At 28.8% G+C, this 23,525-nt stretch carries 24 protein-coding genes, 1 pseudogene and 2 other annotated features; all 25 genes and pseudogenes read left to right on the top strand.

Going from position 1 to position 23,525, the window contains the following annotated elements; translation table 11 throughout:
• The first annotated feature begins 21 nt into the window (after positions 1 to 21).
• The 25 genes and pseudogenes from RWY47_RS11930 to RWY47_RS11810 all read left to right on the top strand — a co-directional run bounded on the left by RWY47_RS11930 (position 22) and on the right by RWY47_RS11810 (position 23,447).
• On the top strand, positions 22 to 285 hold the full coding sequence (locus RWY47_RS11930; protein ID WP_021430001.1) for a YlmC/YmxH family sporulation protein: 264 nt from the start codon (positions 22 to 24) through the stop codon (positions 283 to 285).
• A 29-nt stretch (positions 286 to 314) separates the two neighbouring features.
• Positions 315 to 770, top strand: coding sequence for a transcriptional regulator NrdR (gene nrdR / locus RWY47_RS11925; RefSeq protein WP_021430012.1), 456 nt, complete (start codon positions 315 to 317; stop codon positions 768 to 770).
• Positions 771 to 776: 6 nt separating this feature from the next.
• Complete coding sequence (gene pgeF, locus RWY47_RS11920; protein WP_150843311.1) at positions 777 to 1,487, top strand: peptidoglycan editing factor PgeF; 711 nt, start codon at positions 777 to 779, stop codon at positions 1,485 to 1,487.
• A 17-nt stretch (positions 1,488 to 1,504) separates the two neighbouring features.
• Complete coding sequence (locus RWY47_RS11915) at positions 1,505 to 2,197, top strand: winged helix-turn-helix domain-containing protein (protein WP_021433875.1); 693 nt, start codon at positions 1,505 to 1,507, stop codon at positions 2,195 to 2,197.
• A gap of 13 nt (positions 2,198 to 2,210) precedes the next feature.
• Positions 2,211 to 3,497 carry a HAMP domain-containing sensor histidine kinase gene (locus tag RWY47_RS11910; protein WP_168930348.1) on the top strand — a complete coding sequence of 429 codons (1,287 nt, stop codon included), beginning with the start codon at positions 2,211 to 2,213 and terminating at the stop codon, positions 3,495 to 3,497.
• Positions 3,498 to 3,558: 61 nt separating this feature from the next.
• Positions 3,559 to 4,491 (top strand): YIEGIA domain-containing protein, encoded by a 933-nt coding sequence (locus tag RWY47_RS11905; protein WP_150843310.1) that lies wholly within the window; start codon positions 3,559 to 3,561, stop codon positions 4,489 to 4,491.
• A gap of 11 nt (positions 4,492 to 4,502) precedes the next feature.
• Positions 4,503 to 5,429: a YIEGIA domain-containing protein gene (locus RWY47_RS11900; protein WP_224170847.1), complete on the top strand. Its 927-nt coding sequence runs from the start codon at positions 4,503 to 4,505 to the stop codon at positions 5,427 to 5,429.
• Between the two features lie 3 nt (positions 5,430 to 5,432).
• Positions 5,433 to 5,624: a capping complex subunit for YIEGIA gene (locus tag RWY47_RS11895; RefSeq protein WP_021429980.1), complete on the top strand. Its 192-nt coding sequence runs from the start codon at positions 5,433 to 5,435 to the stop codon at positions 5,622 to 5,624.
• Between the two features lie 92 nt (positions 5,625 to 5,716).
• Complete coding sequence (locus RWY47_RS11890) at positions 5,717 to 7,045, top strand: DUF512 domain-containing protein (RefSeq protein ID WP_150843309.1); 1,329 nt, start codon at positions 5,717 to 5,719, stop codon at positions 7,043 to 7,045.
• Between the two features lie 14 nt (positions 7,046 to 7,059).
• On the top strand, positions 7,060 to 8,382 hold the full coding sequence (gene der / locus RWY47_RS11885; protein WP_021430122.1) for a ribosome biogenesis GTPase Der: 1,323 nt from the start codon (positions 7,060 to 7,062) through the stop codon (positions 8,380 to 8,382).
• Between the two features lie 17 nt (positions 8,383 to 8,399).
• Positions 8,400 to 9,005, top strand: coding sequence for a glycerol-3-phosphate 1-O-acyltransferase PlsY (gene plsY, locus RWY47_RS11880; RefSeq protein ID WP_021430032.1), 606 nt, complete (start codon positions 8,400 to 8,402; stop codon positions 9,003 to 9,005).
• A gap of 29 nt (positions 9,006 to 9,034) precedes the next feature.
• Entirely contained in the window at positions 9,035 to 10,048 is a 1,014-nt protein-coding gene (locus RWY47_RS11875; RefSeq protein WP_021430033.1) for an NAD(P)H-dependent glycerol-3-phosphate dehydrogenase, read from the top strand.
• A gap of 91 nt (positions 10,049 to 10,139) precedes the next feature.
• Positions 10,140 to 11,612, top strand: coding sequence for a stage IV sporulation protein A (gene spoIVA / locus RWY47_RS11870; RefSeq protein ID WP_150843308.1), 1,473 nt, complete (start codon positions 10,140 to 10,142; stop codon positions 11,610 to 11,612).
• Between the two features lie 53 nt (positions 11,613 to 11,665).
• Positions 11,666 to 12,955, top strand: a pseudogene (locus tag RWY47_RS11865) (HlyD family efflux transporter periplasmic adaptor subunit); the annotation flags it as partial.
• Between the two features lie 4 nt (positions 12,956 to 12,959).
• Complete coding sequence (locus RWY47_RS11860) at positions 12,960 to 13,664, top strand: YggS family pyridoxal phosphate-dependent enzyme (RefSeq protein ID WP_025162242.1); 705 nt, start codon at positions 12,960 to 12,962, stop codon at positions 13,662 to 13,664.
• 28 nt (positions 13,665 to 13,692) lie between these two features.
• Entirely contained in the window at positions 13,693 to 14,163 is a 471-nt protein-coding gene (locus tag RWY47_RS11855) for a cell division protein SepF (RefSeq protein WP_021430031.1), read from the top strand.
• 22 nt (positions 14,164 to 14,185) lie between these two features.
• A complete protein-coding gene (locus RWY47_RS11850) occupies positions 14,186 to 14,437 on the top strand; it encodes a YggT family protein (protein ID WP_021429989.1) in 252 nt (83 codons plus the stop codon).
• A gap of 22 nt (positions 14,438 to 14,459) precedes the next feature.
• Positions 14,460 to 15,245 (top strand): YlmH family RNA-binding protein, encoded by a 786-nt coding sequence (locus tag RWY47_RS11845; protein WP_025162244.1) that lies wholly within the window; start codon positions 14,460 to 14,462, stop codon positions 15,243 to 15,245.
• A 12-nt stretch (positions 15,246 to 15,257) separates the two neighbouring features.
• On the top strand, positions 15,258 to 15,767 hold the full coding sequence (locus RWY47_RS11840) for a DivIVA domain-containing protein (RefSeq protein ID WP_021430014.1): 510 nt from the start codon (positions 15,258 to 15,260) through the stop codon (positions 15,765 to 15,767).
• 61 nt (positions 15,768 to 15,828) lie between these two features.
• Positions 15,829 to 16,062: a binding site (T-box leader), on the top strand.
• Between the two features lie 52 nt (positions 16,063 to 16,114).
• Entirely contained in the window at positions 16,115 to 19,222 is a 3,108-nt protein-coding gene (gene ileS / locus RWY47_RS11835) for an isoleucine--tRNA ligase (protein WP_150843306.1), read from the top strand.
• Between the two features lie 406 nt (positions 19,223 to 19,628).
• Positions 19,629 to 19,859, top strand: a binding site (T-box leader).
• Positions 19,860 to 19,923: 64 nt separating this feature from the next.
• Positions 19,924 to 20,622 carry a 5'-methylthioadenosine/adenosylhomocysteine nucleosidase gene (locus tag RWY47_RS11830; RefSeq protein WP_053832620.1) on the top strand — a complete coding sequence of 233 codons (699 nt, stop codon included), beginning with the start codon at positions 19,924 to 19,926 and terminating at the stop codon, positions 20,620 to 20,622.
• Between the two features lie 12 nt (positions 20,623 to 20,634).
• Positions 20,635 to 21,639, top strand: coding sequence for a tryptophan--tRNA ligase (gene trpS / locus RWY47_RS11825; RefSeq protein WP_021430009.1), 1,005 nt, complete (start codon positions 20,635 to 20,637; stop codon positions 21,637 to 21,639).
• 155 nt (positions 21,640 to 21,794) lie between these two features.
• Positions 21,795 to 22,196, top strand: a complete 402-nt coding sequence (locus RWY47_RS11820) for a DUF5665 domain-containing protein (protein WP_150843304.1) — start codon at positions 21,795 to 21,797, stop codon at positions 22,194 to 22,196.
• A 9-nt stretch (positions 22,197 to 22,205) separates the two neighbouring features.
• The gene (locus tag RWY47_RS11815; protein WP_150843303.1) at positions 22,206 to 22,697 is read left to right on the top strand and encodes a TraR/DksA C4-type zinc finger protein; all 492 of its coding nucleotides are present in this window, start codon (positions 22,206 to 22,208) and stop codon (positions 22,695 to 22,697) included.
• 15 nt (positions 22,698 to 22,712) lie between these two features.
• Complete coding sequence (locus RWY47_RS11810; RefSeq protein ID WP_224170848.1) at positions 22,713 to 23,447, top strand: polysaccharide deacetylase family protein; 735 nt, start codon at positions 22,713 to 22,715, stop codon at positions 23,445 to 23,447.
• Positions 23,448 to 23,525: the final 78 nt, after the last annotated feature.

Genomic DNA, 23,525 nt, shown 5'->3' with positions numbered 1-23,525 from the left:
TAAGAGGAGGTAGATTATAATATGATTAGAATTTCTGATATAATGGATAAAGAAGTAATAAATGTTAAAAATGGTAAAAGAATGGGATTTATTACAGATATAGAGATGGATACGAATGAAGGTAAAATTTTATCATTCACAATTGAAGGTGATGGAGGTATGAACTTTTTTTCAAGAAATTATGATGGGCAAGTTGTTTTTTGGAATGATATAATAAAAATAGGATGTGATACAATTATAGTAAACCAAGGTCAAGATCATAGTTTAGATGAATTTAATATATAAAAGACATAAGAAAAAAGGAGGGATAGGCTTTGTTATGTCCTTACTGCAATTATAAAGAATCAAAGGTAATAGACTCAAGACATACAGATGGTCAATCTATAAGAAGACGAAGAGAGTGTGAATCTTGTAAAAAGAGATTTACTACATACGAAAAAATAGAATTAACTCCTATTATGGTTATAAAAAAAGATAATAGTAGAGAATATTTTGATAGAAATAAAATAAAAAATGGTATATTGAAGTCTTCTGAAAAAAGGCCTGTTTCAATAGAGCAAGTTGAAGAAATAATACATTACATAGAAAATGAAATAAACAAGGCTTACTTATCAGAAATAGAAAGCAAAAAGATAGGTGAGATGGTAATGGATAAATTAAAAGATGTAGATGAAGTAGCGTATGTAAGATTTGCATCAGTATATAGACAATTTAAAGATATAAATACATTTGTTAAAGAGCTGAAAAATATACTAACAGAAAAAAGGTGATTGAGTATGAAAAACTATATAAGATTTGAAGAATTTGATAAAAAGTGTGATTTTGTAAACTTAGCATTTTCCAATATAAATATTGATATGGCATCGAAGTCTGACAAAGAAAATCTTTGTAAAGAGTTAAATATGAATTTCGATAACTTAACAAATAATAAACAAACTCACTCGGATATAGTAAACATAATAAAAAAAGAAGATATAGGGAAAATAAAAGAAGGAGATGCTTTAGTTACAAATTTGAAAAAAACTCCACTATTAGTTTTTGTTGCAGATTGTGTTCCTGTGGCTATTGTGGATCCTAAGAAGGAAGCTGTAGCACTTTGTCATGCAGGATGGAGAGGTACATATTCAAAAATAACTCAGAAATCTATTGAAAATATGGAAAAGCTGTATGGAACAAACCCTGAAGATTTGGTTTGTGTATTAGGACCTTCAATTGGACCTTGTTGTTATGAGGTATCTAAAGATTTAATTGAAAAATTTAACACAATTATTACAAATAGAGATGAAAAATTTTATATAATTAAAGAAAGCAAGTACTATCTAGATTTATGGAAAGTAAATGAATTGATATTGACAAGTTGTGGTGTAAAAAAAGAGAATATAGTTAATTTAAACATATGCACTAGTTGTAACAGTGACAAGTTTCATTCCTATAGAAAACACAATCAAACAACAAAAAGGCTAGGTATGATACTTGAAGTAAAGTAGAGAGGGGCTAACTTAAGATGAAAACTAAAGTGTTAGTTATAGATGATGAAAAGCATATTGTAGAGCTTTTAAAATTTAACTTAGAAACTATGGATTATGAGGTTCATTACTCATACGATGGATTTGACGGATTTATAAAAGCTAAAGAGATAATGCCAGACTTAATATTATTGGATTGGATGCTTCCAAATATAAGTGGAATAGACCTTTTAAAGAAAATTAGAAGTGATAAAGATTTAAAAAATATACCTGTGATAATGCTAACAGCTAAAAATATTGAAAACGACAAGGTAGAAGGCTTAGATTCAGGTGCTGATGATTACATAACAAAGCCATTTAGTGTAAAAGAGTTATTAGCTAGAAGTAACTCTGTTTTAAGAAGATATAATGTAAATAATGACAATAGTGATAAAACAGTGTTAAGTATAGGAAATTTAAAAGTAGACTTACAAAAGCATGAAGTAATTAAAGGAACTGAAAAGATAGATTTAACACTTAAAGAATTTGAACTTTTAAGACTTTTACTAGAAAACAAAGGAAAGGTTTTATCAAGAAACTACTTATTAGATAAAATATGGGGATATGAATATTATGGAGAAACTAGAACTGTAGATGTTCATATAAGATATTTAAGAAAAAAAATAGAAGGAACTAGTGAAGAAGAAAAATATATAGAAACTATTAGAGGAATAGGATATAAAATAGATTAAGGGGCGTTTTAACATGGATAATATAAGCATATACTTTTTAATTGTTTTAATATCAATTATAGTTTCTATAATTTCAATAAGATATGCTATAAATTTAAGAAATTACTTACAAGAATTTATAGCTGTTTCAAAAAAAATAAGCAACAAAGAATTCCATGCAAAAATAAACATATCAGCAAAAGGTGAATTAGGTCAACTAGTTGATAATTTTAATGATATGATTGATACAATAGATATTACGATTCAAGAAGTTCAATATAAAAATTTACAATTAAAATCTATTGTAAAAAGTATATCACATGGTATTTTAGCTATTGATATAAATGGAAATGTTTTATTGATAAATGAAGAAGCAAAAAAAATAATAAAAAGTGATGGAATTGAGATAATAGAAGGTAAGAATATACATCACGTTATAAAAGACTATAAAATATTAAATGAAATTGCTAAATTTATAGGATCGAAGAAAACTGAAATGAAAGAAATTACCAATGATGAAGACATAGTATATAATATAAAGCTAGACCCTATATACCTTCAAAGTAGCAATAATGTTATCATTGGTTCTATAATAAACATAGAAAACATAACTGAAAGAGTTAAGTTAGAAAATATGAGAAGTGACTTTGTTGCTAATGTAACTCATGAATTAAAGACACCTCTTACATCTATAAGTGGATTTGTAGAAACATTAAGAATAAATGAAAATATAGATAAAAATATGAGAGATAGATTCTTAGGAATAATTGAAACAGAATCGGATAGACTAAAAAGGCTTATAGACGATATATTATTACTTTCATTTATAGAAAACAAAGACACTATAACATCTGAAAATGTAGAGGTACTAAATGTATTTAAAGAAGTTTATGAGTTAACGATTAACTCTGCCAAGATAAAAAATATTGAATTAAAATATAAATTTGATGATGAGAAAATTTTTATAAACTCTAATAGAGATTATATTAAACAAATATTTTTAAACTTAATAGACAATGCTATAAAATATACTCCTGATGGAGGTTTTGTAGAAACCAGTGTATATGAAAGTAATGAAGAGGTATTTATAAAAGTTTCAGATAATGGAATTGGAATATCTAAAGAAGATAAAGACAGGGTATTTGAGAGATTTTATAGAGTTGATAAGGCTAGGAGTAGAGATGTAGGTGGTACAGGGCTAGGGCTAGCTATAGTAAAACATATAGTTAAATCTTTAAATGGAACTATATGTGTAAAAAGTGAATTAAATATAGGAACTGAATTTACAGTTATAATACCAAAAAAAAATTTCCTTAATTAAGGAAATTTTTTTTTATTTTTGCACACAATAAATATAGTGAAAAATAAAAGGAGGGAAATAAATGGATGATGCTACATTATTTAGGCGTGCATTTGGGGTAGCTTTAGTACTTGGAGTTTTATCAAGACTTATAGTTTTAAGAATAGTAAATAAACAACAACCAACTCAGCCTCAAGATTATATAGAACAACTTATTTTATCGTTTATTGCATCAGCATTAGGAGCTGTAGCATTCCCAGCTTTATTAGATAAAGAGTTTGCAGCTCTTACATTTTTAGCCGTGGGGATCCAGCAGTTTCAAGAAGTAGCAAGTGAAGAGGAAATAACATTGTCTAATATAGATGATAATGAATTAATTAGAAAAGGAATGACTTATATTCACGATGTGTCTAAAAACTATGAGGTTAGAAATTATCTTAGTATTTTTTCATCACTAGCAGCATCTATAGCATTTATAACAGTATTTAATACATTCAAAGTCAACTTTATTATTTGTACTATATCATCAATTGTGGCAACTGGAGTAGTTGGATATATATTTAAAAAAATACTAGCAAATAAGAGTTTAGAGGATATTGTAGATGTAGAAGTTGTACCTATAGAATTTGACGGAGCATTGCTAAAAGTAGGTGGGGTTGTTTTAACAAATATAGGTCTAGAAACATCAAAACAAAAATATTTAGAAAAGGGTATAGGGCTTAAAGTTATTCCAAAAGATATGGTATCTGCTGGGATAATAGGAGATCCAGCTCAACAACAAGCTATGCTACATAACGTATATTTACATATGGGAATAGATAGAGATGTTGATGAGCCAGAATTTATACCTATAGCCAGAACAAATCCCAAAGATAATTCAGTTAACTTTGGATATATTCCATTAGTTAGAGATGTGGATTTAACAGTAGAAGCTATAAAAAGTGCACCTATATTAGATAGTTCAAAAGGAAATAATAATGCATATAGAAAGAAAAATAAGAACAAGCAAAATTAAGGGGTGAGTAAATGAAAAGTATATTTATAATTGGTATAGTTATAGGGATTATTTCAAGGGTTATAACTTTAAAGACAGACCGAAAACAATACCCGACAGAACCAAATATGTTAGTATCACAACTTGTTTTAGCTATTATAGGATCAGCTTTAGGAGCAATGCTAGTTCCTGCTTTAATACAAAAATCATATACGTCAATTACATTTTTATCACTTGCAGCTAGTCAATTTAGACAAGTTAGACATAGCAAGAGAAAGTCTTTGACAGATATGGAAGATGCTTTATTAGTAAAACGTGGATCTGGGTTTATTGAAGAAATTGCCCTAACATATGAGGTTAGAAGTTATACTTGTATTCTTACAGCTTTAACGACGTCAGCGGTGTACCATTTATCTAAGACGGAGCTTTATGTAGGAGAAGGAGGGAGTATCTTCTTAGGGGCAGCAGCAGGGCTTGCATTGGCATTGATATTTAAAAAGCTGTTTGTAAGAGAAAGTATAGGAGCTATAGCAGAGGTTATTCCGGCAAAAATATCATTTGACGGACCGCTTTTAAAAGTAAATGATGTTGTAATTTCCAATATAGGATTGGATTCTTCAAAACAACGATATTTAGATTATGGACTAGCAGTAGAAATAATACCTAAAGATGGAAATTACATAAATAGTGGCATCATATTAAGTCCAGGACAAAGACAGACAATAGCTAATATAGCTTACTCAAGACTAGGAATAATGAGAACTCCAGATGAACCAGACTTTGTTCCGCTTTTGAGAAGAAATCCTAAAAATGAAAGTTTAGTAATGCCGTATATACCTATTGAGAAAGATATAAATCAGCTTATAGCAGCAGTTAAAAGTACACCTATAATTGAGAGCTCTAGAGGAAATAATTGGGCATTGAAGAGGTTTAATATAAAACAACAAAAAGGAGTGTAGAACATGAATGTAGGTATAACTGACGTAACATTAGCTATAATTACTACAAATAAAGAAATGAAATCGGCTAATATTCCTGTTTTTTATGCAGAAGATGAAAAAGAACTTCAAGAAAGAGGCTTAATAATATCTAAAACTATGGGAGGTATGGTTCATGATGTATATCATGGAACTCTAATAGTAGTGAAGCATTAAAGGTACCTTTAAAGGTACCTTTTTATTGACTATTTTAAAGAAAACGTGGTAATATAATGTGATGTACTTATAAAGGAAAAGTGGTGAAATTTATGGAAGTCAATGTGAAAAATACAAATAATATAATCAGTAAAGTATACAAAGATAGCATCGCTTGGGAACTAGGAATAGAAGTTGGAGACTTGTTAATTTCTATAAATGATCAACCGATACATGATATAATAGAATATAGATTCTTGCTAAGTGATGAGTACTTAGAAGTAGAAATAAAAAAGAAAAACAATGAAATATATGTGTATGAAATAGAAAAAGATTATGATGAAGATTTAGGAATTGAATTTACAAATCCTATAATAGATAAAGCTAAAAGTTGTAGAAATAAATGTGTATTTTGCTTTATAGATCAATTGCCAAAAGGTATGAGAGAAACACTTTATTTTAAAGATGATGACTCAAGATTGTCATTTTTACAAGGAAACTTTGTAACTTTAACAAATATGAGTGAAGAAGATATAGATAATATAATTAGATATAGAATAAGTCCTATTAATATATCTGTTCACACTACAAATCCAGAACTTAGACAAAAAATGATTAAAAATAAGTTTGCTGGAAGGCTTTATGAAATAATGCAAAGATTGGCTGATGCTCAGATACAAATGAATTGTCAGATTGTTTTATGTCCAGGATACAATGATAAAGCAGAATTAGAAAGAACTGTATCTGATTTAACAAAGCTATATCCATATGTAAATAGTGCAGCAGCAGTTCCGGTAGGAATAACTAAACACAGAGACCATCTACCAAACTTAGAGATATTTAATGAACAAACTGCTGGAGAAACTATAGAGTTAGTTCATGAATTACAAGAAAAATATCTAAATGAACTAGGAACAAGATTTATATTCCTATCAGATGAGTTTTATATAATGGCAAATAAAAAATTATTAGAGTATGACGATTATGAAGGCTTTATACAATTCGAAAATGGAGTAGGTATGATAAGTAAGTTAGAAAGAGAAATTCATGACTATCTACAAACTATTTCGGATGAAAAAATAAATTCTAAAAAGAAAATTTCTATAGCTACGGGACACTCTGCATATGAATTTATAAAAAATATGGCGAGTTGCATAATGAATAAATGCCCAGGAGTAGAGATAGAGGTTTACAAGATAGTAAATAACTTCTTCGGAGAAACTATAACTGTATCGGGGCTTATAACAGCGACAGATATAATAAACCAGTTAAAGGACAAGGATTTAGGACAAACTTTATATATACCAAGAAGTATGTTAAAAGCAGATGAAGAAATATTTTTAGACAATATTACACTAGAAGAATTACAAAATACTATGAATATTGAAGTTGTACCTTGCTTAAATGAAGGTAAAGACTTTGTTGATAAGATTTTGAAATAGAGAGGGAGGTTATTATGAACGATAATAGACCGGTAGTTGCAGTAGTTGGAAGACCTAATGTTGGTAAATCAACTTTATTTAATAAGTTAGCAGGAAAAAGAATATCAATAGTTGAAGATACTCCAGGAGTAACAAGAGATAGAATATTTACAGAGGTAGAATGGTTAAACAAATATTTTACACTTGTAGATACTGGAGGGATAGAACCAAATAGTGATGATATAATATTATCTCAAATGAGAAATCAAGCTATGCTTGCTATGGATATGGCTCACGTTATAATGTTTGTTGTTGATGGTAAAGCAGGTCTTACAGCAGCAGATAAAGAAGTAGCACAAATGCTTAGAAAAACTAAGACACCTGTAATATTAGTAGTAAACAAAATAGATAGTCAAACTCAATTTGACAATGTATATGATTTTTATGAGTTAGGATTAGGGGTTCCATTTGCAATATCTAGTGCAAATAGTATGGGACTTGGAGACTTACTTGATGAAGTTGTAGCTAACTTCCCAGAAGGATTAGATACAGAGTATGACGAAGATATAATAAGAGTTGCTATAACAGGTAAGCCTAATGCAGGAAAATCTTCTATATTAAACAATATGTTAGGAGAAGATAGAGTTATAGTAAGTCCTATAGCTGGAACAACTAGAGATGCTATAGATACTTATTTAGAAAAAGGAGATAATAAATTCCTTTTAATAGACACAGCAGGACTTAGAAGAAAAAGTAAAATATATGAAAATGTAGAAAAATACAGTGTAATAAGAGCCATGAGTGCAGTAGATAGAGCGGATGTAGTTCTTATTGTAATAGATGCAGAACAAGGTGTAACAGAACAAGATACAAAAGTAGCAGGTATTGCACATGATGAAGGTAAGGCTTGTTTATTTGTAATAAATAAATGGGACTTAATAGAAAAAAATGATAAAACAATGAGCATATATACAAAAACTATAAGAGAAAAATTCCCGTTCATGGCATATGCTCCTATAGTATTTGTATCTGCGAAAACAAATCAAAGAATGAACAAAATATTAGAAACAGTAACTTATATAGCTGAAGAACATGCTAAGAGAGTTCCAACATCAACATTAAATGATGTAATAGGTGAAGCTGTACTTCTTAATCAACCACCTTCAGATAAAGGTAAGAGACTTAAGATATACTATGGATCTCAAACTGGAACACAACCACCTAAATTTACATTATTTATAAATGATAAGCAACTTACTCACTTCTCATATCAAAGATATCTTGAAAATAAGATAAGAGAAAACTTTGGATTTGAAGGTACACCTGTATGGTTTGACTATAGAGAAAAAAGAAGATAGGTATTAGGGGGGAAGAAATGATTAATTACCTAATTATTATTTTAGTATCGTACTTTATAGGAAGTATATCGACATCATATATAATAGCAAAAAGAATGATGGGTGTGGATATAAGAACCCAAGGTTCAGGAAATGCAGGATCTACAAATGTTCTTAGGACATTAGGAAAAAAAGCTGGAATACTGACATTTGTAGGAGATTTGTTAAAAGGTGTAATAGCTGTATTAATAGCAAAGGTAATAGCCACTATAGCCCACACAGATGTAGCTACAGCATCATACATAGCAGTTGTATTTGTTGTAATAGGTCATAACTGGCCTATATACCTAGGGTTTAGGGGTGGAAAAGGAGTAGCTACTTCTTTAGGAGCCATGATAGCTGTAAACCCTGTGATAGCTTTAAGTTGTTTCGCATTTTTCATACTAATTGTATACGTGACAAAATATGTTTCTTTAGGGTCAGTACTTAGTATATGTACATCTCCTATAATAATGTTTTTTATAGGAAATGATAAAGGACTAGTAGTTACTTTGTTTTTATCAGCATCAGTAATTTTTAAACATAGAGAAAATATTAAACGATTATTAAATGGAACAGAAAGAAAAATAGGAGAAAAAAAATAATACTTTAAGTATATTTAGGTGGTGTTTGTATGGAAAAAATTTGTGTATTAGGAGCTGGAAGTTGGGGAACAGCATTAGCATTAGTAGTAGCGAAAAAAGGCTATGATGTCTCTATGTGGACTTTAAATGAAGACCAATGTAGTTTAATTAATGAAACTAGAGAAAATAGAGATTATCTTCCAGGAGTAAACATACCAACAAATATTAAAGTTACAACGAATATAGAGGAATCAGTAACAGATAGCTCAATGATAGTTTTAGCGGTACCTTCTCAAGCTATAAGAAGTATTTGTAAGCAGATTAAGCCATTTGTAAAAAGCAATCAAATATTAATTGATGTTGCAAAAGGTTTAGAGAAAGGAACTGGACTAAGACTTTCTGAAGTATGCGAACAAGAAATACCAGAATGTGAATATGTTGTTCTTTCTGGACCATCACATGCAGAAGAAGTTTCAAGAGATATACCGACAACTGTAGTTGTAGCATCTGAGAAATTAAGTACTGCGGAAAAAGTCCAAGATACGTTTATGAGCCCTAAATTTAGAGTATATACAAACCCGGATGTTGTTGGAGTTGAATTAGGTGGAGCATTGAAAAATATCATCGCATTTGGAGCAGGTATATGTGATGGATTAGGATATGGAGATAATGCCAAGGCAGCTCTTATGACAAGAGGAATACGTGAAATAAGTAGATTAGGGATTGCTATGGGAGCTGAATCACCTACTTTCTCTGGATTGTCAGGAATAGGAGATCTAATTGTTACATGTACGAGCATGCATAGTAGAAATAGAAGAGCTGGAATACTTATAGGACAAGGAAAAAGTTTAGAAGAAACTTTAAAAGAAGTTAAAATGGTAGTAGAAGGAATAACTGCAACGGAAGTTGCTTATGATGTATCAAAAAAATTAAACATAGAAATGCCTATAACTAATGCTATTTACTCAGTTCTTCACAATGGATCGAATCCAGATGAAGTCGTAGATGAGTTAATGATGAGAAACAAAACACATGAAGTTGAAGAGGTAGTAAAAGAAAACTAGATTATTAAATCTAGTTTTTTTTTATTTTTGTAATATTAACCTGAAGATTAAAATATACTTTATTAAGAATTTGTATGCAGGAGGGTTATAGATGAATAATATATATGAGGACATAGCAAGAAGAACTCAAGGGGATATATATGTAGGTGTAGTTGGACCTGTTAGAACAGGTAAATCTACATTTATAAGAAAATTCATGGAACTATTAGTTTTACCTAATATAGAAAATGAATTTAAAAGAGAAAGAACACAAGATGAAATACCTCAAAGTGGTTCAGGAAAAACAATTATGACTGTTGAACCAAAATTTGTTCCAGCTGATGGTGTAGAAATAAAGATTAGAGAAAATGTTTCAATGAAAGTTAGAATGGTTGATTGCGTTGGGTACATAGTTGATGGAGTTTTAGGTCATGAAGAGGATGGTAAACAAAGATTAGTATCTACGCCATGGTCTAATGAAGCTATGACTTTTGAAAAAGCAGCTGAAATAGGTACAAAAAAAGTTATAAGGGACCATTCTACAATAGGAATAGTTATGACTACAGATGGAAGTATTACTGAAATAGATAGAAAATCATATTCTATACCTGAAGAGAGAGTAATAAATGAGTTAAAAGAACTTAAAAAACCATTTGTAATAGTATTAAACACATTAGATCCATATGCTGAGTCAACTCTAGAATTAAAAAGAGAACTAGAAGAAAAATATGATAAGCCTGTAATACCATTAAATGTTTTGGCTATGGATGAAGAGGATGTGGAAGAAGTTATGGAAAATGTATTATATGATTTCCCTATAAATGAAATAAATATAAACTTCCCTAAATGGATAGAAGGATTAGAAAAAAATCATTGGATAAAAAATAACATAATATGTGCTATAAAAGACAGTATAAATGAGGTTGGAGTTATAAGAGATGTGAATTCTATAATAGATGGATTTGAAAGTTTAGATTTCTTAGATGAAACTCAAGTTGACAATGTAGAATTAGGTGAAGGTATAGTAAGTATAAATTTAGGAACTAAAAAGGACTTATTCTATAATGTTTTAGAAGAGAAGAGTGGATTTAAAATAGATGGTGAATATGAACTATTAAACCTAGTAACTCGATTGTCAAAAGTTAACACAGAATATGAAAAGGTAGAACAAGCGTTAACTGATGTAAGAGAGAAAGGGTATGGATTAGTAGCACCTACTATAGATGAACTTACTTTAGATGTACCTGAAATAGTTAAACAAGGTAAACAATATGGGGTGAGATTAAGAGCAAAAGCTGGGTCTATTCATATGATCAAAGCTGATATATCTACAGAAATTTCTCCTGGTGTAGGAACAGAGCAACAAGGTAAAGAGATGTTAGAAAGTTTACTAAAAGGTTTTGAAGAAAATCCAAATGAAATATGGGAATACAATATGTTTGGAAAATCATTACATGATTTGGTAAAAGATCAATTGCAAAGTAAATTGTATATGATGCCAGATGATGTAAGAATTAAGATACAAAAAACTTTACAAAAAATAATAAATGATGGTTGTTCAAATATAATAACTATTATTTTATAAACTTAAAAAAGGTGCATATCTAGGTATGCACCTTTTAAGTTTTTGAAAATAGTAAGAGGAGTTGTATTTATATTGAAGAAATAAATATAGTATTATATTTATTTTTAGGGGGATATATATTGAAAAAATTAAAATTTAATTATACTAAGTTGATTTTAATATTTATATGCATATATATATTATCAAATATACTTAGTGGTATAATTAAAAAAAATGCAGATACTTTGGTTTTAGAAAATCAAGTTGTTCGAGAAAGTTTCAAGAAAAAGGGACTAGTAATTAGAGATGAATACTTATTGGAAAGTAGTATGGATGGAAAAGTAAAATACTGTATTAAAGAAGGTAATAAAATAAAAAAAGGTGATGAAGTAGCATACATCTACAATGGTAATGTAGATGAAAAAACGGTAAGTACGCTAAAAGATTTAAAACAAGATATATCAGATATAGAATCAGGAAATACAAAGATAGTAAAATCGGATATAAAAAACATAAATGAGGGTATAAAAAAACTGAGTTTAAATTTACAAAACAATTTATTAGATGGAGATATAAACATAGATAGTGATTTAAACAAAATATCTAAACTTTTAAAAGACAAAAATGAAATAATAGGAAGTGATTTAAATAGTAAGACATTACAAGATAAAGAAAATGAAGCAGAAAAAGTTTCAAATTTAATTGAGGATAACTCACAATTATTTAAGGCTAAAAACTCAGGTATTATCTCATATAAGTTTGATAACAATGAGAAAAAATTTAACTTAGAAAATATTGGAGAAGTGAAAAAAGAAGATATAGAAAGTGCAAAAGAAGAATATGTAGACATAAAAAAAGATGGAGAAGTAAAAAAAGGTGAACCTGTTGCAAGGATAGTAAACAATCTAAAGCAATATGTAGCTATAAGTTGTAATGAAAAAGAAACAAAAAAATTAAATGTAGGACAAAAAATAATTCTATCTAGTGACGTTGAAAAAATAAATGCAAATGTATATGATATATATAAGGATGGAAATGACTACATTGCGATATTAGCTATAAGCGAACAAAATATGGAAATTTGCGATACAAGAGTAAAAGAATTTGATATAATATATAAGTCAACAGAAGGCTTAAAGGTTCCTAAAGATGCATTTGTAGAAGTAGATGGTAAAAAAGGTGTCTACGTAATTTCTGAAACAGGAGAAGAGAAATTTGTAGAATTACAAGGAACTTTTTATGAGAGTGAAGAATATATAGTTATTGACTATTACAAAAATCATATAAATGGAGTAAAAAGTATTAGTATTTATGATGAAGTGATATTAAACCCAAGAGGTAAAAAAATTAGTAAAAGCAGGTGATAAAATGAACTCTATAAAATCTAATTTAATTAATATAGAAAAAAGAATTAATGATTCTTGTAAAACTTCCGATAGAAGTAATGATGAAGTTAAATTAATAGCTGTAACAAAGACTGTAGATATAGATGCAGTTAATGAAGCTATAGAATGTGGAGTAACTGACGTAGGCGAAAATAAGCCACAAGAATTAGCTAGAAAATATGAAGTAATAGGTGATAGAGTAAAATGGCACCTTATTGGAAGTTTGCAAACTAATAAAGTAAAATATATAATTGATAAAGTATATATGATACATTCTATAGATAGATTATCATTATGTGATGAGATTCAAAAACGAGCTCAAAGCATAGATAGACAAATAAATTGTTTAATACAAGTCAATATATCTAAGGAAGAAAGTAAACACGGCATACTTGAAGAAGATGCTATTGATTTTATAAAAAATATATCAAGTAATTATCCAAATATAAGAGTTAAGGGGCTTATGACAATGGCTCCAAATACAGATGATAAAAATTTAATAAAATCCGTATTTAGGGGATTAAAAGATTTAGCTAACAAAATAGACCATGAAAATATAAATAATGTTTCTATGGAAGCTCTATCTATGGGGATGAGCAATGACTTTGAAATAGCTATTGAAGAAGGAGCAACATTTGTTAGAGTTGGAACTTCTATATTTGGACAAAGAAACTATAATAAAAAATAATGAATATATATAATGGAGGATGTTAATAATGGGAAATGGTTTCATAGGTAAGATAAAAGATTGGATGACAGATGAAGTAGAAGACGAGTTTATGGATGAAGAGATAGAAGAGATTGAGGAAGAAGTAGAGATATCAGAAGATTTAAGTAATGGAGTTGGATCTATAGCTCAACCTAAAAGCAATAAAATAGTAAATATACATACAGCAGGACAAATGAAAGTTGTAATAGTAGAACCAAAGAAATATGAAGAGGTTACATCTATAGCTGATCAATTAAAACAAAGAAGAGCTGTAATAGTTAATTTAGAAAACTTAGATGATGCAGTTACTCGTAAATCTATATTTGACTTTATGAATGGAGCTGTATATGTTTTAGATGGAAGTATACAAAAAGTATCTAAGGCAATATTTATATTAGCACCTAATAATGTAGATATAGATGCTAACATGAAGAAAGAGTTAGAAAGTAAAGCTTTTTTCCCATGGCAAAATAAATAAATAAAAAGGAGTAAGAATTGAAATGATAGAATACTCTTTATTAGTTTTAACAGACATAGTTCAATTTGCGATTGTAATAAGAGCATTAATGTCATGGATTCCAGGAGCTACACAGTCAAAAATCTATGATATTATAGGTATGCTAACAGAGCCTATAGAAGGGCCTATAAGAAACTTTATGTTTAGATATATTGAAGGTCCAATAGATTTTTCTCCAATAATTGCGCTATTTGTACTTCAATTTTTAAGAATGTTAATAATAAATATATTTTAAAATATTAGAAGTAGGTTAAATTATGGACAAGGTATCATTAACAAATCATATTAAAGATATAGATTTAAAAAATAAGATGTTTAAGGTAATAGATAAAGCATATTCTTGTATCAAAAGCTATGATATTAAGTATACTGATTTTTTAAATCCTTATGAAATAAAAAATTCTATATCAATATTAAATAGTTTCGACGATATAAAATATAGGGTTGATGGAGGCTTTGAAGAAGCTGAAAGAAGAGTTGTTACTATATTCCCTTATTATATGGAATATGAAGATGTACAATCACCTATAAAAGTGTTACAAATAGAGGGCAATTTTAAATTTAAAGAGATAAAGCATAAAGATTATTTAGGTTCTTTATTGGGTCTAGGTATAAAAAGAGAAAAAATAGGGGATATAAATATACATGATAACTTTTGTCAGGTTATTGTAAGTAAAGATATCTCAGATTTTATTATTATGAATTTAGACAAAGTTGCTAGAAATAGTGTTAAGGTAAAGGAAATTCCCGAAGATGATATAGCATATTCCAAACCTAAATACAAAGAAATATCATTAACTGTATCATCACAAAGATTGGATTGCTTGATAAGTGGGATATACAATATTTCTAGACAAGAAAGTTTGAAGCTTATAAATGCAGAAAAAGTTTTTGTTGATTATGAAAAAATAATGTCTACATCAAAAACTATAGAACGGGATGCTCTTATATCAGTAAGAGGTAAAGGTAGAGTAATAATAGCCGATATAGGAGATATAAGTAAAAAAGGAAAAATAAAATTAAAAGCAAAATTAATAATATAGGGAGGGGAATACATGCTAACTCCAGTGGATATTGAAAATAAAGAATTTAAAAAAGGTATACGTGGATATAGAGAAGATGAAGTAGATGAATTTTTAGATTTAGTAAAAGAAGACTTCGAAAACGTATATAGAGAAAACCTGGAATTAAAAGACAAAATAAGAATGTACCAAGAACAAGTAAGTAAGTTTGAAAACATAGAAGAAACATTAAAGGCAACACTTATAACTGCTCAAACTGCAGCTGAGGATACATGTAGTGCTGCGAATAAAAAAGCTAAGATAATAGTTGAAGAGGCTGAACTTAGATCAAGACAAATAATAGGACAAGCTAATAATAGAGTTATTGAAATAAGAAAAGAATATGATTCTATAGTTAAAGAGTTCAAGATATTTAGAAATAAATTTAAATCATTATTAGAAGATGAAATTAGAAGTGTTGATGATATTTTCTCAGACATAGATGAAAATGGAGTTCAAAGAATAGCTGAGCTTCAAAAAGAATTATCAGATGCTTTAGAGTAAAAATATATTGACTATTTGAACAATTTATTATAAAATTTCATACATATAAACTAATATTATAATAAATGCTATGATGGAGAGAGTAGTTTTTAGATAATTTTACAGAGAGTTGGAGAAGCTGAGAACCAATAAATTTATAAAAATGAAGATCACTCCTAAGCTGCAGGCTGAACGATTAAATCTATTAAGCTGAGCCGGTTAAATACCGTTATATTGAAAGAGTGTTACAAATGTAGGCTAATTATATACATTTGTAAAATTAGGGTGGTAACGCGAGTAATAACTCGTCCCTTTCCAGGGACGGGTTTTTTTGTGTAAAAAATAAAATTAAAGGAAGGTGGATTTTAATGGCTAAATTTAAGTCGTTAGTAGATTCTTCTGTAAAAGAAGCTGAAGCTAAAGTATCTGATTACTGGAATGACATAAATATGTTAGAAAAAACTTTAGAAAAAGGAAAAGATGATCCTAGTTTTGTATTCTATGAAGGGCCTCCAACTGCAAATGGAAACCCAGGAATACACCACGTTATAGCTAGAACTTTAAAAGACTCTGTTTGTAGATATAAAACTATGAATGGATATCAAGTAAAAAGAAAAGCAGGATGGGATACACATGGATTACCAGTAGAAATACAAGTAGAAAAAGAATTAGGTTTATCTGATAAGCAACAAATAGAAGCTTATGGATTAGACAAATTCAATAAAAAGTGTAGAGAGTCTGTTTTCACATTTGAAAAACAATGGAGAGACATGACTGAAAGAATGGCTTATGAAATAGACTTAGATAATCCGTATATAACTTTAGATAATAATTATATCGAGTCTGTATGGTGGATATTAGATAAGTTCAACAAAGAAGGATATGTATATGAAGGTCATAAAATACTTCCATACTGTCCAAGATGTGGAACAGGTCTTGCATCACATGAGGTTGCACAAGGATATAAAGAAATAAAAAATAATACAGTAATAGCTAAGTTCAAGAGAAAAGATGCTAATGAATATTTCTTAGCATGGACAACAACTCCTTGGACATTACCATCAAATGTTGCTTTAACAGTAGGTGCTGAAATAGACTATATAAAAGTTAAGCAAAATGACGAAATATACTATGTTGCTAAAGCTTTAGCTAATAAAGTTTTAGGAGAAGATTATGAAGTTATAGAAGAGTTAAAAGGTAAAGATTTAGAGTACGTTGAGTATGAACAATTAATGCCATTTGTTGAAGCAGATAAAAAAGCATTCTTTGTTACTTTAGGAGACTATGTAACAACAGAAGATGGTACAGGAATAGTTCATACAGCACCAGCATTTGGTGAAGATGACTACAACTTAGGAAGAAAATACGATTTACCAGTGTTACAACCAGTTTCAGAAGCAGGTAAGTTTACAAATACTCCATGGGAAGGTAAATTTGTAATGGAAGATGGTGTAGACGTTGAAATTATAAAATGGTTACACGGAGAAAATAAATTATTCAGTAAAGAAAAGGTAGCTCATAACTATCCTCACTGCTGGAGATGCCAAACTCCACTTTTATACTATGCAAAACCAAGCTGGTATATAGAAATGACTAAGCTAAAAGACCAATTAATAGCAAATAACAAAACTGTTGAATGGTATCCAGGTTTCGTAGGAGAAGGAAGATTTGGTAACTGGTTAGAAAACTTAAATGACTGGGCTATATCTAGAAGTAGATATTGGGGAACACCATTAAACGTATGGAAGTGTGAATGTGGTCATAAGGAGTCTGTAGGATCAAGAGAAGAACTAGCTAAAAAAGCTATAGAAGATATAGATCCAAAAACTATAGAATTACACAGACCATATGTAGATGACATACACTTTAAGTGCGATAAGTGTGGAGGAACTATGACTAGAGTAACAGACGTTATAGACTGTTGGTTTGATAGTGGTTCTATGCCATTTGCACAACATCACTACCCATTTGAAAATAAAGAAAACTTTGATGAATTATTCCCAGCAGATTTTATATGTGAAGGTATAGATCAAACTAGAGGATGGTTCTACTCATTACTTGCTATATCTACTTTTGTTACAGGTAAAGCTCCATATAAGAGAGTTTTAGTTAATGACTTGGTACTTGATAAAGAAGGTAAGAAAATGAGTAAATCAAGAGGAAACACAGTAAATCCTTTTGAATTATTTGATCAATATGGAGCAGATGCATTAAGATGGTATTTATTATATGTATCTCCACCATGGACTCCAACAAGATTTGATGTAGATGGATTAAAAGAGGTTCAAAGTAAATTCTTAGGAACTATGAAAAATGTATATAACTTCTTCACATTATATGCAAATACAGATAATATAAATCCATCAGAGTTCTTCGTTGAATATAAAGATAGACCAGAATTAGACAGATGGATATTATCTAAATTTAACAACTTAAAGAAAGAAGTAGAAGAAAACTTAGAGATATTTGAATTAAATAAAACTGTTAGAATGGTTCAAGAATTTATAAATGAAGATTTATCTAACTGGTATATAAGACGTTCAAGAAGAAGATTCTGGGCAACTGAATTAACAGAAGATAAAAAATCAGTTTATAATACAACTTACGAGATATTAACAGAGCTTTGCAAGTTAATAGCTCCATTTACACCATTTATAGCAGAAGAAATATATAGAAACTTAACTAATGAAACTTCAGTTCACTTAGCTACTTATCCTAAAGCTAATTTAGATTTAATAAATAATAATCTAGAAGAAAAAATGGATTTAGTTAAAAACTTAGTTACATTAGGAAGAGCATCAAGAGAAGCTACTAGAATAAAAGTTCGTCAACCTATACAAAAAGTATTAGTAGATGGAAAATATGAAGGTACTATAAGTGATGTTGTTGACTTAATAAAAGAAGAACTTAATGTTAAAGAAGTTATATTTGCTAAAGATTTAGGAGAATATATGAACTTTACATTAAAACCAAACTTCAAAGTTTTAGGACCTGTGCTTGGAGCTAAGATGAAATTCTTTGCTGGAGCATTAAATAAACTTGATGCAAGTGAAGTTGTACCTAAGCTAGAAGCTGGAGAGTCTATAAGTGTAGATATAGACGGAGATGAATTTAAGTTTAATAAAGATCATGTATTAATAAATATATCAGCTAAAGAAGGATTTAATGTTACTATGGAAAACAACCTATTTGTAATATTAGATACAACTTTAAATGAGACTTTAATAAACGAAGGATATGCTAGAGAATTTATATCTAAAGTTCAACAATTAAGAAAATCTAATGACTTTGATGTTTTAGACAATATAGATATTGATTATTGTTCAGATGATGAAATAGCAAATGCTATAAATGAATACTCTGAATATATAAAATCAGAAACTTTAGCTTTAAACATAAATAGAGTTGATGATGAAACTATAGAAAAACATAACTTAAATGACCACATGACAGGTATAAAAGTTACAAGAAAATAAGGATTAGGGTATATTATAAGTTTTGTTTCTAAAGCTAAAAAAAAGCTTTAAAAGTCGCTAAAACTTATAATATACCCAATTAAGAATAAAAAAGAAAAGTTTTGATCCCAAAGCTGAAAAGAAGATTTAAAGGTCGTTAAAACTTATATATTTACCATTTTAAAATGAAAATAAGCTTTCTATAAATAGTATAAAGCTTCGGATAAATAGTCTAGTTTTGCTCCAAAAAGCTTAAAAGATGCTTTTAAATGTCGCTAAAACTACACTATTTATCCTTGCTATCTATTTATTAGATAGCTTATTTTTTTTTGTGGAAATTAGGTAGTAGAAAAAAATATGTAGTTTAAATGGTTGACTTTTTGTAGATTAAAACATATCATATAAAATAAATATAAAAATATAATACAAGAATCCAGTGAAGAGGATTAGTAATTAAATTTCTTATTTAATACAGAGAATTGAGGTAGCTGAGAACTCAATATAAATAAATTTAATGAATGGACCTTTGAGGAATTAGGTGAAATTTAAAGAGTAGCTGATATCGTGACTGCACGTTATAGCAGAAATTATTAAGTGATATGCATATAAAAATGCATATAATTTAGGTGGTACCGCGGAAAATATATCCGTCCTATTTATTTAGGACGGATTTTTTAATTATAAAAAAGTAAAGATTGATAACATATAGGAGGAATTTAGAAATGAACAAAATAGGAATAATAGGTGCAATGGATGAGGAAGTAGATATATTAAGAGATATAATGGACATAGAAGAAACTATAGAAAAAGCTAGTTTAAAATTTTATGTAGGAAAATTAGAAAATAAAGATATTGTTTTAGTTAGATGTGGAATAGGTAAAGTAAATGCTGCATTATGTGCCCAAATATTAATAAGTGAATTTAATGTAGATGCAGTTGTTAATACAGGTGTGGCAGGAGCATTAAATGAAGAACTAGATGTATATGATATAGTTATATCTACAGATGCGATACAACATGACTTTGACACTACTGTATTTGGTGATAAAAAAGGTATGATACCTAGAATGGATAATTCAATATTTAAAGCAGATGAAAAATTAATAAATGCGGCTTATGAATCATCAAAAGCAGAAGTTAAAACTCATAAAGTTTTAAAAGGTAGAGTTTTAAGTGGAGATATATTTATAAGCAACAAGGAATTAAAAGATGAATTAGTAAAAGAATTTAACGGATACTGTGGAGAAATGGAAGGAGCTGCTATAGCACATGTATGCTATGTGAACCATACTCCATTTGTAGTTATAAGAGCTATGTCAGATAAAGCAGATGGAAGTGCAGATGTAACATATGAAGAGTTTGTAGGTCAAGCAGCTCACAATTCAAAAGATATAGTACTTAGAATGTTAAAAAATTTATAGGAGGCATTAAATATGAGTGAAAAGAAAATAATATTTAGTGGGGCTCAACCATCAGGTAAATTAACATTAGGAAATTATCTTGGAGCTATAAAAAATTGGAAAGAATTACAAGAAGATTATAACTGCTATTACAGTGTAGTAGATTTACATGCAATAACAGTTCCACAAGAAGCTAAAAACTTAAGAGCAAACACAATGCAGTTATTAGCTCAATATATGGCAAGTGGTTTAGATCCAGAAAAAAATACTATATTCATACAGTCACATGTTAGTTGTCATACAGAGTTAATGTGGATTTTAAATACAATGACATATATGGGTGAATTAAGTAGAATGACTCAGTTTAAAGATAAATCTCAAAAAAGCGAAGCCAATTTAAATGCAGGATTGTTTACTTATCCAGTTTTAATGGCCGCAGACATATTACTATATCAAACAGATTTAGTGCCAGTTGGAGAAGATCAAAAACAACATCTAGAGTTAGCTAGAGATTTAGCAAATAGATTTAACAACAGATATAGCCCTACATTTAAAGTTCCAGAACCATATATACCAAAAGCTGGAGCCAGAGTAATGAGCTTACAAGAACCAACTAAAAAAATGAGTAAATCAGATGAAAATGAAAATGGATATATATTATTAGTTGATGATGCTGATACAATAAGAAGAAAAATAAAAAGAAGTGTAACAGATTCTGTTGGAGTAGTCAGATATAGTGATGAGCAACCAGGTATAAAAAATCTTTTAGATATATACTCAAAACTAGACAATAAATCTATAGAAGATGTAGTTGCTATGTATGAAGGTAAAGGATATGGAGATTTTAAAAATGACGTTGCTGAAGTAATAGTAGAAACTTTAAAACCTATAAAAGACCAATATGAATATTTACTGTCAAACAAGGATTACTTAGAAGATATATATGCCAAAGGTGCTCAAAAGGCAGAATATCAAGCTAGAAAAACACTAAGAAAAGTTTATAAAAAAGTTGGATTGATAGAAAAGAAATTTTTATAAAATTAAAATTGAAAGCCCTATTTAATAGGGCTTTTTTTGTGCAATAAAACATTAATTAAGTACTATTAGTAAAGCAAATTCTTGTATTTAAAATATAAAAGTTGGAATAATAAAATTGTAAAAAGTTTTTCTATGTGAAGAGGACGTGTTAAGTTTTGAAGCGATATAGATTAGGAAATAGAAAAAATGAAAAAGAAATATATACAGAAGAAGTTAAAGCATTGAGTATGAAAGATATTGATAAAAGAATCCATGGGGATGATGAATCGAGCGCATTAGTTAAAGCACTAGAAATTGCAAATAATAGAATAGACAGTCTGCTATACATGTTTGAAAGAAGTAGAATTATGGATTATATGATTTTAACAGATAGTAGAAGACGAATGTTTGCAATTAACTTTATAGCAGGAATTGGAAAAGGTTTTGGGCAAGCTATTGGATTCAGTTTTCTTACAGGTTTAGTTTTATATGTTGTATCTAAATGGGTTAACTTACCTATTATAGGAGAATATATAGCTGAATTTTTAGATATGGTAGATAATTTTAGAGGAAGGTAGAGGATTATTATGAATAATAAAAAATATGAAAAGATGTTACTAGAAGAAAAAAATAATATAATAACGTTAGTATCAGAAATGGAAGATAACACTGTATTTGGAAATACTACTGAACATACAAGTGAGAAGTACACATCAGGTGAGCTTTCAAGTTATGATAATCATCTTGCAGATATAGGAAGTGAAGTATATATGCAAGAGATGCAAAATAGTTTAACTAATCATGAAAAATTTAAGCTAAATGAAATTGATAATGCTTTATATAAAATAAAAAATGGATCTTATGGAATTTGTGAAAGTTGCAAAAAAGGTATAGAGGAAGATCGTTTAGATTTTATTCCAGAAACTAGATTATGTGTAGATTGTGCTAAAAAAGAAGAAAGACCAGTAAATAATATAGAGAGTGTTAGTATAAAAGATAATTTTAGTGGACCTAATTTATTTACACGAGAAGTTAAAGATTTAGTTGATATGAATAGAGATATGAGAGATGACTACTAGAAAAGAGGCGATAATATGAAGAAGTTAATTATACCTATATTCTTTTTAATTTTAGCATTAGGTATATTTAATATGCCAAAGTCAAGTGAAAGTGAAGTTTTTAATAATAAAAATAATATATCAAAAAAGTATGAAGATATAATAATTAAAAGAGGTAGTGATCAGAAAAAAGTTATAGCTTTAACCTTTGATGATGGTCCTGATGAAGATTTTACACCACAAATACTAGACATACTTAAAAAAAATAATGCAAAAGCCACATTTTTTGTAGTAGGTCAAAAAGTTGGGTGGAACCCTGAAATTGTAAAAAGAGCATTTTATGAAGGGCATGAAATTGGGAATCATACGTTTACGCATATAAATGTATGCAACAATTCACCTGAAAAGCTTAATAATGAAATTATAAAAACTCAAGAAATTATAAAAAAAGTTACAGGGAAGGAGCCAACTTGGTTTAGACCTCCATATAGAGCAATAAATGAAAGTTTATTTAACTTAATGAAATCCAAAGATATGAAAGTTGTGTTATGGTCTGATTTTGATGCTAGAGATTGGAGTAACCCTGGAGTTGGAAATATTATAAGCATAATAGAAAAAAATGCGAAAAATGGTAGTATAGTTTTACTTCATGACTACAACAGTATAAGAAATGATAAATCACAAACTATAAAAGCTTTAGAATGTATAATTCCAGAGTTACAAAAACAAGGATATGAATTTGTAACTATATCAGATCTTGTTAAAGAATAAATCAAAGAGAGATAGCAATTGCTATCTTTTTTTGATATTAACATGTATTGCCCATATATATGTTAATATATATAATAT

The sequence above is a fragment of the Paraclostridium sp. MRS3W1 genome (assembly GCF_032465715.1).
Taxonomy (GTDB): Bacteria; Bacillota; Clostridia; order Peptostreptococcales; family Peptostreptococcaceae; genus Paraclostridium; species Paraclostridium dentum.
The sequence above is the reverse complement of the archived record's forward strand: the minus strand, read 5'-3'. Positions and strand labels throughout refer to the sequence as shown.